Origin of the sequence: Gordonia sp. X0973 (genome assembly GCF_013348785.1) — a bacterium.
In the GTDB taxonomy this organism is placed as follows: Bacteria; Actinomycetota; Actinomycetes; order Mycobacteriales; family Mycobacteriaceae; genus Gordonia.
The window spans coordinates 1941759-1955398 of sequence record NZ_CP054691.1 but is presented as its reverse complement, the minus strand read 5'-3'; the positions used below and the strand labels follow the sequence as shown (position 1 = coordinate 1955398).

General features: G+C 69.8%; 11 protein-coding genes. 6 read left to right on the top strand and 5 right to left on the bottom strand.

What is annotated here, in order from left to right:
• Nucleotides 1-23 precede the first annotated feature (23 nt).
• Nucleotides 24-2111 carry a transketolase gene (tkt, locus tag HUN08_RS09545; protein ID WP_124246485.1) on the bottom strand — a complete coding sequence of 696 codons (2088 nt, stop codon included), beginning with the start codon at nt 2109-2111 and terminating at the stop codon, nt 24-26.
• 985 nt (nt 2112-3096) lie between these two features.
• On the opposite strand from tkt, the gene HUN08_RS09540 reads away from it, so the two are divergent.
• Nucleotides 3097-4029, top strand: a complete 933-nt coding sequence (locus HUN08_RS09540; protein ID WP_301546984.1) for a heme o synthase — start codon at nt 3097-3099, stop codon at nt 4027-4029.
• A gap of 82 nt (nt 4030-4111) precedes the next feature.
• On the opposite strand, the gene HUN08_RS09535 is transcribed toward HUN08_RS09540, so the two are convergent.
• Nucleotides 4112-5077, bottom strand: coding sequence for a quinone oxidoreductase (locus HUN08_RS09535; RefSeq protein ID WP_124246484.1), 966 nt, complete (start codon nt 5075-5077; stop codon nt 4112-4114).
• A gap of 44 nt (nt 5078-5121) precedes the next feature.
• Here HUN08_RS09535 and HUN08_RS09530 point away from each other — a divergent pair, with 44 nt between their 5' ends.
• Together HUN08_RS09530 and HUN08_RS09525 are read left to right on the top strand one after the other, a co-directional pair.
• The gene (locus HUN08_RS09530) at nt 5122-5496 is read left to right on the top strand and encodes a hypothetical protein (RefSeq protein ID WP_124246483.1); all 375 of its coding nucleotides are present in this window, start codon (nt 5122-5124) and stop codon (nt 5494-5496) included.
• Nucleotides 5497-5535: 39 nt separating this feature from the next.
• Nucleotides 5536-6531 (top strand): heme A synthase, encoded by a 996-nt coding sequence (locus tag HUN08_RS09525; RefSeq protein ID WP_124246482.1) that lies wholly within the window; start codon nt 5536-5538, stop codon nt 6529-6531.
• A gap of 33 nt (nt 6532-6564) precedes the next feature.
• On the opposite strand, the gene HUN08_RS09520 is transcribed toward HUN08_RS09525, so the two are convergent.
• Genes HUN08_RS09520 through mptB form a run of 3 tightly spaced genes read right to left on the bottom strand, consistent with a single transcriptional unit; the run spans nt 6565 to nt 10101 of the window.
• A complete protein-coding gene (locus HUN08_RS09520) occupies nt 6565-7356 on the bottom strand; it encodes an ABC transporter permease (RefSeq protein WP_124246481.1) in 792 nt (263 codons plus the stop codon).
• Nucleotides 7353-8315, bottom strand: coding sequence for an ABC transporter ATP-binding protein (locus tag HUN08_RS09515; protein WP_124246480.1), 963 nt, complete (start codon nt 8313-8315; stop codon nt 7353-7355). Before HUN08_RS09515 ends, HUN08_RS09520 begins: the two co-directional genes overlap by 4 nt.
• Before the next feature lies 1 nt (nt 8316).
• Nucleotides 8317-10101: a polyprenol phosphomannose-dependent alpha 1,6 mannosyltransferase MptB gene (mptB, locus tag HUN08_RS09510; protein WP_124246479.1), complete on the bottom strand. Its 1785-nt coding sequence runs from the start codon at nt 10099-10101 to the stop codon at nt 8317-8319.
• A gap of 111 nt (nt 10102-10212) precedes the next feature.
• On the opposite strand from mptB, the gene HUN08_RS09505 reads away from it, so the two are divergent.
• The 3 genes from HUN08_RS09505 to sufD are packed head-to-tail and all read left to right on the top strand — an operon-like array spanning nt 10213 to nt 13585.
• Entirely contained in the window at nt 10213-10959 is a 747-nt protein-coding gene (locus tag HUN08_RS09505) for a metalloregulator ArsR/SmtB family transcription factor (protein WP_124246638.1), read from the top strand.
• The gene (gene sufB, locus HUN08_RS09500) at nt 10956-12398 is read left to right on the top strand and encodes a Fe-S cluster assembly protein SufB (RefSeq protein WP_124246478.1); all 1443 of its coding nucleotides are present in this window, start codon (nt 10956-10958) and stop codon (nt 12396-12398) included. The genes HUN08_RS09505 and sufB overlap by 4 nt, the downstream gene beginning before the upstream one ends.
• Nucleotides 12398-13585 (top strand): Fe-S cluster assembly protein SufD, encoded by a 1188-nt coding sequence (gene sufD, locus HUN08_RS09495; protein ID WP_124246477.1) that lies wholly within the window; start codon nt 12398-12400, stop codon nt 13583-13585. Before sufB ends, sufD begins: the two co-directional genes overlap by 1 nt.
• The last annotated feature ends 55 nt before the right edge of the window (nt 13586-13640 follow it).

The window sequence follows — 13640 nt, the reverse complement described above, 5'->3', positions numbered from 1 at the left end:
CGTTTTCTCGCGTCGCGCCCGCGTTACTTCGCCTTCGCCACCGAACGCTTGGCCGCTTCGGTGACCGCCTCCGCGGTCACCCCGAACTTCTCGTAGAGGACCTCGTAGCCGGCCGAGGCGCCGTAGTGCTCGATCGACACGATCTCGCCGGCGTCGCCGACCAGGCGGTACCACGGCATCGCGATCCCCGCTTCCACCGCCACCCGGGCCTTGACCTGCGGGGGGAGCACCGAATCGCGGTACTCCTGCGGCTGCGCGTCGAACCATTCCATGCACGGCATCGAGACGACGCGGGCGTCGATCCCGGCCTCGGCAAGGGCGTCGCGGGCGGCCACGGCGAGCTGGACCTCCGAGCCGGTGCCGATGAGCACGACGTCGGGGGAGCCGCTCTTCGCGTCGATGAGCGTGTAGCCGCCCGCCTGGACGCCCTGCGCCGACGTGCCCTCGAGGACCGGCACGTTCTGACGGGTCAGCGCGAGCCCGGCCGGGTTGTTGCGGCGGGTGAGGACGTGCGCCCAGGCGTGGGCGGTCTCGTTGGCGTCGGCCGGGCGGATCACATCGAGGTGGGGGATCGCGCGCAGCGCGGCCAGGTGCTCGATCGGCTGATGGGTGGGGCCGTCCTCGCCCAGGCCGATGGAGTCGTGGGTCCACACGTAGATCGGATCGATCTCCATCAACGCGGCCAGGCGCACGGCCGGGCGCATGTAGTCGGCGAACTGCAGGAACGTGCCCCCGTAGGCTCGCGTCGGACCGTGCAGGACGACTCCGGACAGGATCGAGCCCATCGCGTGCTCGCGGATGCCGAAGTGCAGCGTGCGGCCGTAGGGCTCGGCGCTCCAGGTACCCGTCGAGATCGACGTGGGGCCGAAGGATTTCGCACCGGCGATCGTCGTGTTGTTCGAGCCGGCCAGGTCGGCCGAGCCGCCCCACAGCTCCGGCAGCACCGGGCCGAGCGCGCCGAGCACCTTGCCGGAGGCCGACCGGGTGGCCACCGATTCGCCCGCCGCCCAGGTGGGCAGCGCGTCGCGCCACCCGTCGGGCAGCTCGTGGGCCTGCAGGCGGTCGAACAGCGCTCTGCGCTCGGGTGCGCCCTTCGCCCAGGCGTCGAAGGCGTCGTTCCAGGCGGCGTGGGCGTCGGCACCGCGCCGCACGAGCCCGCGGGTGTGGTCGAGGACGGCGTCGGCGACCGCGAAGTCGACGGCGGGGTCGAAGCCGAGGATCTCCTTGGTCTTGGCCACCTCGTCGGCACCGAGCGCCGCGCCGTGGGCCGCGCCGGTGTTCATCTTGTCCGGGGCCGGGTAGCCGATCACGGTGCGCAGCAGGATGATCGACGGCTTGTCGGTGACCGCCTTGGCCGCGGCGATGGCCGCCTCGATGCCGGTGACGTTCTCACCGCCGTCGACGGTCTGCACGTGCCACCCGTAGGCCTCGTAGCGTTTGGCGACGTCCTCGGTGAGGGCGATCTCGGTGTCGTCCTCGATGGAGATCTGGTTGTCGTCGTAGAAGACGATCAGGTTGCCCAGCTGCTGGGTGCCGGCCAACGAGCTCGCCTCGCTGGTGACGCCCTCCTCGATGTCGCCGTCGGAGGCGATCACGTAGATGAAGTGGTCGAACGGGCTGGTTCCCGGTGCCGCGTCGGGATCGAAGAGGCCGCGCTCGTAGCGCGAGGCCATGCTCATGCCCACCGCGGAGGCCAGGCCCTGGCCCAGCGGGCCGGTCGTGATCTCGACGCCCTTGGTGTGGCGGTACTCGGGGTGGCCCGGGGTCAGCGATCCCCACGTGCGCAGCGCTTCGAGGTCCGCGAGTTCGAGACCGAAGCCGCCGAGGAAGAGCTGGACGTAGAGCGTCAGGCTGCTGTGCCCGCAGGAGAGGACGAATCGATCGCGGCCCACCCACTGCGGGTCGGCCGGGTCGTGGCGCAGCGTCCGCTGGAACAGGGTGTAGGCCAGCGGCGCGAGGCTCATGGCGGTGCCCGGATGCCCGCTGCCGCATTTCTGCACGGCGTCGGCGGCGAGCAGGCGCGCGGTGTCGACCGCCCTCGTGTCCAACTCGGTCCAGTCGGCGGGGTGGGCGGGCTTGGTGAGCAGGGCGATCTCGTCGGCGTGGACCACGGTGGTGCGTTCTCCTGAAATGGGCGTGACGGGGTTGCCACCAGCCTAGTCCGACAACCCCCGGATCAGCGCGGGTAGGGAGGGTAGGGCGAGTTGGTCGGGCGTGAGGTGCCGCGCACGACGTTGCCCGCGTAGGTGCGCTCGACGAGGAGGACCCCGGGCTGCCCCGATTGTTCGACCATTCGTCGGAGCTGTTCCATGTCGACTCTGCCAGCGGGAACGACGACCCGGTAGGGAAGATCCGAGAGGTTCTCGCCTGGTAGCAGCGGCAACGGATCGGGTATCAGGCGGTTGACGGCGACACCCAACTCTGCGGTTCCGGGGTTTCGGCCGGGCGCGACGACAACGGTTGAGATGGTGGGCCAGGGGAGTCGGCGGTTCCGGACCGTCACTCCATGCCCATTCGCGGAGAACAGATGGGTCCGCGCCGCTGTCACCCGTAGGACGGTTCCGGTCGCAGCTGGGCCGGTGAGTATCCAAGCCAAGACCGCTGCTCGTCCGATGGGTCGGGGGACATGAACGTAGTGCGACACCAGGCTGAAGACGACGAGCCCACCGACGAAGACAACGAGGCAGGCGACAGCCGCAATGGCCAGACCCGGCGCGCTGATGCTGACCGCACCGCGCCGGCGAGACACTCTCAGCAGCCCCCAACACGCGGCGATTCCGACAAGTAGTCCCACCAACACATACTTCGCGCCGGCAGGTGCCTCGTCAGGGGTGGCGATGTACGCGCCGAGTATCAGCAAGGCGAAGAAACCGAGTAGCCCATAAAGAAGACGGGGAGGAAGACTCCCATGTTCGGCGCGTCGCTCGAACTGATCGCGATACGGGCGATTCCTTGGCGCGGGGACTCCGGGTCTACACTCCGTAGTAGTGCGGCCCCGGGCCTTTCGGCCCGGCGAGCGGATCGCCAGCAGGCAGCAGGTAGTCGGACAAGCGGAGTGATGTGTTGAGCAGTGAACGCGCGGGCGTCGACAGCCCGGTGGCCGGTCACTCGCCGGAGAAGTCGCTCGCCGGGCGGGTCCGCGACGTGCTCGGCGCCTACGTTGCGCTGACCAAGCCCCGCGTCATCGAACTCCTCCTCGTCGCGACCATCCCGGTGATGCTGCAGGCCGACCGCAGTCACGTGCACTTCGGCCTGGTCGTCGCGACGCTGATCGGCGGCTGGCTCGGCGCGGCCAGCGCGAACACGCTCAACATGGTCGCCGACGCGGACATCGACCAGAAGATGCGGCGCACGCAGCGGCGTCCGTTGGCCCGCCACGCCGTCACGCCCCGGGCCGCCCTGGTGTTCGGCATCCTCCTGGGCATCGCGTCCTTCGTCGTCCTGTGGCAGTTCGCGAATCTGCTGGCCGCCGTGTTGGTGATGATCACCATCGCCTTCTACGTCGGCGTCTACACGTTGATCCTCAAGCGCCGCACCTCGCAGAACGTCGTGTGGGGCGGTGCCGCCGGTTGCATGCCGACCCTGGTGGGCTGGGCCGCGGTGACCGGACATCTGGACTGGCAACCGGTGATGTTGTTCCTGGTGATCTTCTTCTGGACGCCGCCGCACACCTGGGCGCTGGCCATGCGCTACCGCGAGGACTACGAGGCGGCAGGCGTGCCGATGCTGCCGGTGGTGGCCACCGAGGAGCAGGTCACCAGGCAGATGGTGATCTACACGCTGGCCACCGTGGCGACGTCGTTCGTCCTCATCCCCAAGGCCGGGGCCGTGTACGCCGCGATCGCGATCCTGGCCGGCGCCTGGTTCGCGCAACGCGTGTGGAAGCTCTACCGGGAGACCCGGCAGGGCAAGGAAGTCGTGCCGCTCAAGGTCTTCCTGCAATCCAACGAATACCTGGCCGCCCTGTTCTGCGGCCTGGCGATCGACGCGGTCTTCAACCTGCCGACCATCGCGTCGTACTTCTCCTGACCGGGGGCGCGAGCCTCCTCCCGCAGAAATCCGCATTTCCCGACGAAACTTCATCGGGACATGCGGATTCGTGCGGGAGGAACTAGGCGATCAGCGCGATCGACCCCGTCGTTCCCCGTGATTCCAGCGCCCGATGCGCGTCTGCGGCGTCGCGGAGGGGTAAGCGCGCCCCGACGCGGATGGTCACGGTCCCGTCGGCAACGGCCGCGACGAACCTTTTGGCGCGCTCGTCGAACTCGGCCTGGTCGGCGATGAAGTGCGCCAACGTCGGGCGCGTCACCGAGAGCGATCCGGCGGCGTTGAGGCGCTGCAGGTCGAAGGGCGGCACCGGTCCGCTGGCCGCGCCGAACAGCACGACTGTGCCGCGGATCGCGGTGGCCGCAAGGCTCGCCTCGAAGGTGTCGGCACCGACCCCGTCGTAGGCGACGTCGACACCGCGGCCGTCGGTCAGGTCGCGCACGCGCGCGGCGAGGTCGGGACCGTAGCGCAGCACGTGCGCGGCGCCCGCCTCGCGCGAGAGCGCCGCCTTCTCGTCCGAGGACACGGTGGTGATGACCGTGAGGCCGGCGGCGACGGCGAGCTGGGTCAGGATCAAGCCGACGCCGCCGGCACCGGCATGCACGAGCACCGTGTCGCCGCGGCGTGGGTGCGCGGCACCGTCGAGCAGGTAGTCGGCCGTCAGGCCCTGGACCAGCATCGTCGCGGCCACGTCGTCGGAAATCGAGTCCGGTATCCGCACCGCGCGAGCCGCGTCGACGACGACCAGCTCGGCGTAGGAGGCCGGGGAGTCGCACCAGGCGACCCGGTCGCCGACGGCGAGTTCGGTGACCCCGTCCCCGAGCGCGGCCACGGTCCCGGCACCCTCAGAGCCGGGGATGTAGGGCGGGTTGCTCGGATACAGGCCACGGCGCAAATAGGTGTCGATGAAGTTCACCCCCGCCGCGCGGAGGTCGACGAGGACCTGGCCTGGGCCGGGTCGCGGATCGGGTTGCTCGCGCCACTCCAGGACGTCGGGTCCGCCGTGCTCGGTGACGACAATCGCATGCATGTCCCCAGTTCTACACCGGGGCGCAGCCAGTACTATCTAGACCCATGAGCGAGGACACCGTCGAAAAAGCCGCTGACGCGACCGTGCGAACCCCCGGCGAGGTCGTGGGCTCCATCCGTCGATATGTGGCCAAACAGGGCGGATCGGCCACCGCGGTGCTGCAGCCGGTCGGCGACGCCGGGGTGCGCATCACCCTCGTCGGCGGTGACAGCGGCATCCTCGGAGATCGCGTGGTCGCCGACGAGGCGACGGCCAAAGCGGTGGTGGAAGCCGTCGACGGGCTGACGTTGGCCGACGAGTGGAACCGCGAGCTGGTGTCGAGTGCGACGGTGAAGCCGTCGCATTGGCGGAAGATGGCCGGCTGGGTGGCACACCAGCACCGGTTCCCGAAGGCGCGCAACTCCGCGATCCTCGACTGATCGCCACCGCCGACCAGCCGTGCTACGACGCTGCGTAGTATGACCTCCGTGGCCGCCAATCCGATCGTCCGCGCGTGGTACCGCGTCGTAGACCTGTTGCCCCTACCCGGAATCACCGCCCAGCGACGCATCGCGCTGGCCGCGCTGTTGGCGCAGGCCCTGATCGCGGTGACCGGTTCGGTGGTCCGCGTGACCGGCTCCGGGCTGGGCTGCCCGACGTGGCCCAAGTGCTCCGACGAGTCGCTGGTGCCCGTCCCGTCCTCGGAGGTGCCGTGGTGGCACCAGGCGATCGAGTTCGGCAACCGCCAGATCGCGGTGTGGATCGTGATCACGACCGCCGCGGCGATCGTGCTGGCCGTCAGCCGGGCGCGACGCCGTCGGGAGATCCTCGTCTACGCCTGGATCCTCCCGGCGTCGACCCTGTTCCAAGGTGTACTGGGCGGCATCACGGTGCTGACCGGTCTGCGGTGGTGGGTCGTGGGCGCGCACCTGCTCGTCTCCGCCGCCATGGTGTGGCTGGCCGCCGTCCTCTACGTCAAGGTCGGCCAACCCGACGACGGTGTGCGCGTCGACGCCGCGCCACCGACGGCGCGCCGTCTGGTAGCTGCCGCGATCGTCGCGCTGTCCCTGGCCTTGGCCGCGGGCGTCACCGTCACCGGTGCCGGTCCCCACGCGGGTGACCGCACCAAGAAGGAGGCGATCGACCGCCTCCACGTCAGCATTCCGGTGCTCTCGCTCGTCCACGGGCTGCTGGTCGTCGTCTTCGTCGCGCTACTCGTCGCGGCCGCACTGCTGATCCGTCGGGGCAGCGACGACGCCGTGGTCGCCCGCCGCCTGCGCATCGTGTTCCTCGTCGCGGCGGCGCAGTCGCTGATCGGCGTCGTGCAGTACTTCACCCACGTCCCGGCGCTGCTCGTGGTCCTCCACGTCGCCGGGGCCTGCTCGGTGGTCGCCGAGACGGCGATCCTGTATCAGGTGATGCGTCCGCGCGTCGAGGCCGAGCGGGCCGCTGTGCCGAGCCCTACTGCGGCATAGCGACAGCAGACCTCGGCGCAGGGGCGGATTCGGCTAGTCGAACTTGAACCACTTGACCGCGGCCGTGACCCCGGCCGCCGCCCAGACCGCGAGAACGATGAAGGAGACGACCGCCAACCGCCCGTCGCCGGCGCAGCGCAGTGCGTCGGCGAGTGCCCCGGCCGGCGTGCCCTTCGCGACCGAGCGAGCCGCATCCGGCACCCGTGACCCCAGGACGACGAGGCTGGCGAGCCCCGCGAGGACGAACCACACCAGGTTGGCGACGGCGAGCACGACCTCGGCCTTGCCGGTCCCGCCCAGCGCCAGGCCCAGGGCGGCGAACATGACGGTCCCGAGGACGATGGCGGCCGCCGCGTAACCCATGCCGGAGGCGTTGGGGCGCCACCCGAATGCGGCGGCAATCGCGCTGAGCAGCACCATCTGCATCACGACGACGACGAGAACCGCCAGGGACTTGCCGGCGATGATGCCCCAGCGGGGGATGGCGGTGGCCCCGAGGCGCTTCAGCGCGCCGTAACGGCGGTCGAATCCCACCGCAATGGCCTGTCCGGTGAAGGCGGTCGACATGATCGCGACGGCCAGGATCACCGGCAGGAAGGTGTGTGCGCGTGCGGCCGCCGAGTCGCCCGCGTCCACCGAGAGGGGAACCGCGCACAGTCCGACGAGGAGGGTGACGGGGATGAACATGGTGAGCAGCAGCTGCTCGCCGTTGCGCAGGAGCAGCCGCAGTTCGAGGGAGGCCTGCGCCAGCAGCATGGCCGGCACCGACGCGGGCCGCGGATCGGGGGTGAAGGCACCCGCCGGGAAGGGCGTGGACGAGGTCATGCTCGGACCTCCCGTCCGGTCAGGTTCAGGAACACGTCTTGCAGGCTGACGCTGTCGACGGTCAGCGACGTGATCAGCACGTCGTGCTGCTCGCACCACCGTGCGAGTGCGGCGATGGCGGCCGGGGACACCGGTCCGTTGATCGCGTAGTCGCCGGTCGCGGTCTGGCTGCCGGTGAGGTCCGACTCGGCCGCCGCGGAGACGGCCGCCGCGATGTCGGCGATCGGCAGGTCGGCGGCCGCGCTGAAGTGGATACCGCCGGCATTGCGCGACGTCAGTTCCGCCGGTGTGCCCGCGGCGACCACCTTGCCGCGGTCGATGATGACGATGTCGTCGGCGAGGCGCTCGGCCTCGTCGAGCATGTGGGTGGTCAGCAGCACGCTCACGCCGTCGGCGCGCAGTGCCGAGATGAGGTCCCACACGACGATCCGCGCGTGGGCGTCGAGGCCGGCGGTCGGCTCGTCGAGGAAGACGAGTTCGGGTCGCCCGACGATGGCGCAGGCCAGCGACAGGCGCTGCTGCTGGCCCCCGGACAACCGGCGGAAGGACGTGTCGGCGACGGTGGTCAGGCCCAGCACGTCGAGCAGCCAGTCGGTGTCGAGAGGATTGGCGCTGTAGGAGGCGCACAACCGCAGCATCTCCGCGGCCCGCGCGCCCGGATAGGCGCCGCCGCCCTGCAGCATCACGCCGATTCTGGCGCGCAGCGCGTCGTTGTCGGCGTGCGGATCGAGTCCCAGTACGCGGACGGTGCCCGCATCCGGCGCGGCGAATCCCTCGCAGATCTCGACGGTGGTCGTCTTGCCGGCCCCGTTGGGGCCGAGGAGGGCGAGGACGGTGCCGCGCCGCAGCGTCAGGTCCAATCCGTCGACGGCCGCGTGCGAGCCGTATGCCTTGTGCAGTCCGGTGACCGATACCGCATGGGTTTCGTCTGGGGTGGGGGAGTCGGACACCCTTGTCACCCTATTCGCCCGTTCCGGAGCGACCCAGGGAGGGCAGCCACCTGGGCCGTTCCTCGAAGAAGAGTGCGGTGAGGATGGCCGCGGTCATGATCGCCGCCAGCAGGCCCTGGGCGACGACGATGCCGGTGGTGTTGGAGCTGGTCGGCATCACCACGGTGGCGATGAGCGCCGACGAGGCGATGGCACCGATGCGGAACCATCGGTCCGACGCCCAGGCGGCCAGCGGGATGACGGCCCACAGCAGGTACCAGGCCTGGGTGAAGGGGGAGAACACGACGATCGTCGCCATCGAGATGCCCAGGGCGCCGATCGGGTGGATGCGGCCGCCGAGGGCGGCGAGCAGCCAGCGGACGATGAAGGCGGCGGCGATCAGTTGAGCCAGCGGGCGCACGATCTCCAGGATCGCCTGCGTGTGGTCGCCGAGCCCGAGCCAGAGGCCGCCGCGGCCGGCGCCGACCGAGAGCGCCGTCGGCATCGACATCCACGACCGGACGATGTCGCCGGTCGAGAGCGTCCCGGTCCAGCCGAAGCCCAGCCCGGTGCCGGTGCAGATGCCCACGATGACGACGGCGGCGACGACTCCCATGACGCCCGCGGCCTTCGCCAGCGCGACCACGCTGTCCCTGGACCTGGCCCACCAGTGGCGCCACGAGGTGTGTCGCAACGACGGCAGGGTGGCGCCCCACCGTCGGGCCAACGCGATACCGAGGAAACCGAGGGCGATGATCGAGGTCGCCTTGATCATCGACGACATCGCGATGACCCCGGCACCCGCGATCAACAGCCATCCGGTGCCCGACGGCAGCCAGGGGCGACCCGGCAGGTGCAACGATCTCGCCGAGTCGACCGCGGCCAAGCCCAATTCGAGGCCGACGAGCATCATGCCGAGCATCAGCGACTCGTTGTGGATACCGCCGACCAGGTGCAGGATGACCAGCGGATTCATGGCGCCGAGCCACAGCGCGGCGATCGGGGAGACGCCGCACCGGTGCGCCAGGCGCGGCAGCGCCCACACGATCATCGCGACGCCGACCAGTGCCAGCATCCGGTGCAGGAAGATGCCGAGGGTGATGTTGTCGCCGGCGATCGCGGTGATGTGCTCGCCGAGCCACAAGAACAGCGGGCCGTAGGGGGCCGGGGTGTCCTTCCAGATGTTGGGCACCGATCCGGCCAGTTCGTACAGCGGGTGGTCGGGGGGCAGTCCGTTGAGCGGGCTGACCGTGTACGGGTCCTTGCCGATGTAGGCGATGGCGCTCTGCGCGAGGTAGGAGTAGACGTCCTTGGACAGCAGCGGCGGGGCGATGATGATGGGCGCGATCCACAGCAGCAGGGTGTGGTCGGCCTGGCGCCGGGTCATCCGACGCGCGGGGGTGCTCCCGTGGAACACCTCGACCGACAGCCGCCCGACGGCGAATCGTCCGATGAGTAGCCAGGCCACCACAAGCATGAGGGTGCCGCTGATGGACAGGGTCAGGGCGGTGCCGAACATCCGGGAGGGCAGCGACAGCAGGCGCATGCCGGCGACCGGGTTCTGGCTGACCGGGATGGCTCCCGTGCCCAGCGATCCGATCAGGAGCAGGATCGACCCGGTGGCGCCGAAGATCTTGATGCGGTGCAGACGCCTGTCTTCTTCGGCGTTGAGCGGGCCGACTTCGGGTTCGTCCGCGTGTAATACGGCCACGGTGGCGCCGAAGTCGGGCTCGGGACCGGCCCCGTCGCGCCGCCGTGCGGCGATCGGCTTGGGGCGCCGGGAGAGGCCGAGGTAGTCGAGCACGGAGGAAACCACGGAAGATGACTCTAGTCCCGTCCGTGGACCGGATTGGCGACCGGCGAAGGGTAAGGCGACCCTTGCTTGTGGGGGCGGAAGAAATTACGTCACACTTGTGTTGTGAAAAGCATGACCACCCCCCGTCGAAACGGGCGCGCCGACGGCGGCAGCGCCGACGGTCACACGCGTCACGCGGTGGTGGAATTGCTCGGCGCGGACGGTCCCCTCACCGCCGGTGACATCGCGCAACGCCTGGGGATCAGTCCGGCGGGTATCCGTCGGCACCTGGACGCGCTGTTGGCAACGGCCGAGGTCGAGACCGCGCAGACCGATCAGGGTTTCGGCGGCGGGGTCCGCGGCCGGGGACGACCGGCCAAGTGGTTCCAGTTGACCGCCGCCGGCCGGGGCAAGCTGTCGCACGCCTATGACGACCTCGCCAGCGCGGCGCTGCGCGCCCTGCGGGATGCCGCGGGCGAAGAAGCGGTGACCGCATTCGCCCACGATCGGATCGCGCGCGTGACCGAGAACGTCGGCGCGGCGAGCGGACCGGCCGAGGTGCCCGCCACCGTCGAACAGATCGCCGCCGCGCTGACCGGCGCCGGCTACGCCGCCAACACGCGGGAGGTGGGCAGCGGTATCCAGATCTGCCAGCACCACTGCCCGGTGGCGCACGTCGCCGCGGAGTTCCCCGAACTCTGCGAGGCCGAGACCCAACGTTTCACCGAGCTCCTTGGCACCCATGTGCAGCGCCTCGCGACGATCGCCAACGGCGACTGCGTGTGTACGACGCACATCCCGCTCCCGAACCCGACCACACCGACAGCCACAGTGATCGGCGCACAGCCCGCGCCGAGGAAGAAGGAAGGCCACCGATGACGCTCACCGAGCCGACACCACAAGCCGCGCCGCTGACCCAGGAGGAGACGATCGCCTCGCTGGGCCAGTACGGATACGGCTGGGCGGATTCCGACGAGGCCGGCGCCGCGGCCCGCCGCGGCCTCTCCGAGGCGGTCGTCGAGGACATCTCGTCGAAGAAGAACGAGCCGGAGTGGATGCTCGAGGCCCGTCTCAAGGCGCTGCGCATCTTCGACCGCAAGCCGATGCCGCACTGGGGCGCCGATCTCGACGAGATCGACTTCGACAACATCAAGTACTTCGTCCGGTCCACCGAGAAGCAGGCCGAGTCCTGGGAGGACCTCCCCGAGGACATCCGCAACACCTACGACAAGCTCGGCATCCCGGAGGCGGAGAAGCAGCGCCTCGTCGCCGGTGTCGCGGCGCAGTACGAGTCGGAGGTCGTCTACCACCAGATCCGCGAGGACCTGGAGGAGAAGGGTGTCATCTTCCTCGACACCGACAGCGGGCTGAAGGAGCACCCGGAGCTGTTCCGCGAATACTTCGGCTCGGTGATCCCGGCCGGCGACAACAAGTTCTCCGCGCTCAACACCGCGGTCTGGTCCGGCGGATCCTTCATCTACGTCCCGCCCGGCGTCCGCGTCGACATCCCGCTGCAGGCCTACTTCCGGATCAACACCGAGAACATGGGTCAGTTCGAGCGGACGCTGATCATCGTCGACGAGGACGCCTACGTCCACTACGTCGAGGGCTGCACGGCGCCGATCTACAAGTCCGACTCGCTGCACTCCGCGGTCGTCGAGATCATCGTCAAGAAGGGCGGCCGCTGCCGCTACACGACCATCCAGAACTGGTCGAACAACGTCTACAACCTCGTCACCAAGCGGGCCAAGGCCGAGGCGGGGGCGACGATGGAGTGGATCGACGGCAACATCGGCTCCAAGGTGACCATGAAATACCCGGCCGTCTGGCTGACCGGTGAGCACGCGAAGGGCGAGGTCCTCTCCGTCGCCTTCGCCGGTGCCGGACAGCACCAGGACACGGGTTCCAAGATGGTGCACCTCGCGCCCAACACGTCGAGCAACATCGTCTCCAAGTCGGTGGCGCGCGGCGGCGGCCGGTCGTCCTACCGCGGTCTGATCAAGATCAACCCGGGCGCTCACGGCAGCCGGTCGACGGTGAAGTGCGACGCGCTGCTCGTCGACCAGATCAGCCGCAGCGACACCTACCCGTACGTCGACATCCGCGAGGACGACGTGACGATGGGTCACGAGGCGACGGTCTCCAAGGTCTCCGACGACCAGCTGTTCTACCTGATGAGCCGCGGTCTGACCGAGGACGAGGCGATGGCCATGGTCGTGCGCGGCTTCGTCGAGCCGATCGCCAAGGAACTGCCCATGGAGTACGCACTGGAACTGAACCGGCTCATCGAGCTGCAGATGGAAGGATCGGTCGGCTGATGGCGGACCCGACGTTGCCCGTCGCGACCGCGGTCGTCGACAACAAGGGCGAGCTGTTCACCTCCTTCGACGTGGACGCCTTCGAGGTGCCGAGCCAGCGCGAGGAGGCGTGGCGGTTCACCCCGTTCCGCCGTCTGCGCGGTCTGCACAACGGATCGGCGCCGGCGACCGGGGTCGCCGCCGTGGAGGTCGCCGGTACCGGCTCGACCCTGCCCGCGGGAGTCACCGTCGACACGGTGACCCGCGGCGACGAGCGCCTCGGTGAGGGCGGCGCACCGTTCGACCGGGTTGCGGCACAGGCGTTCTCGTCGTTCCCGCAGGCCACCATCGTGACCGTCGCCCCGGAGACCGTCGTGGACGATCCGATCGCCGTGACCGTCACCGGGCCCGGCGTCGACGAAACCGCCTACGGCCACATCCAGATCCGGGTGGAGCGGTTCGCCAAGGCGACGGTCGTCATCGACCAGCGCGGCAGCGGCACCTACGCGGAGAACGTCGAATTCGTCCTCGGCGACGGTGCGAATCTGACCGTCGTCAACCTGCACGAATGGGCCGACGACGCGGTCCACGTCGCGGCGCACCACGCATTGGTGGGACGGGACGCGGTGCTCCGGCACTTCGCGGTGTCGCTCGGCGGCAACCTGGTGCGGCTCTCGCCGCGCGTGCGCTACAGCGGCCCGGGCGGCGACGCCGAGATGTGGGGACTGTACTTCGCCGACGCCGGACAGCATCTCGAGCAGCGGCTGCTCGTCGACCACTCGCAGCCGCACTGCCGCTCCCACGTGACCTACAAGGGCGCCCTGCAGGGCGATCCGGCGCTGGGCCACGGCCACGAGGCGCACACGGTGTGGATCGGCGACGTGCTGATCCGCCCGGAGGCCGAGGGCACCGACACCTACGAGCTCAACCGCAACCTGGTGCTCACCGACGGCGCGCGCGCCGACTCGGTGCCGAACCTGGAGATCGAGACCGGCGAGATCGTCGGGGCGGGCCACGCGAGTGCGACGGGCCGCTTCGACGACGAGCAGCTCTTCTACCTGATGGCGCGCGGTATCCCCGAGGACGCCGCCCGGCGCCTGGTGGTCCGCGGTTTCTTCGGCGAGGTCATCGCGAAGATCCCGGTGCCCGCCCTGCGCGAACGCCTGACCGAGGCCGTCGAGGCCGAATTGGCGGTCGGCGGCGCCTGAGCGCCACCCCCGCATCCCGCTCCCCTTTGACGAGAGAATCCCGAGGAAACCGACA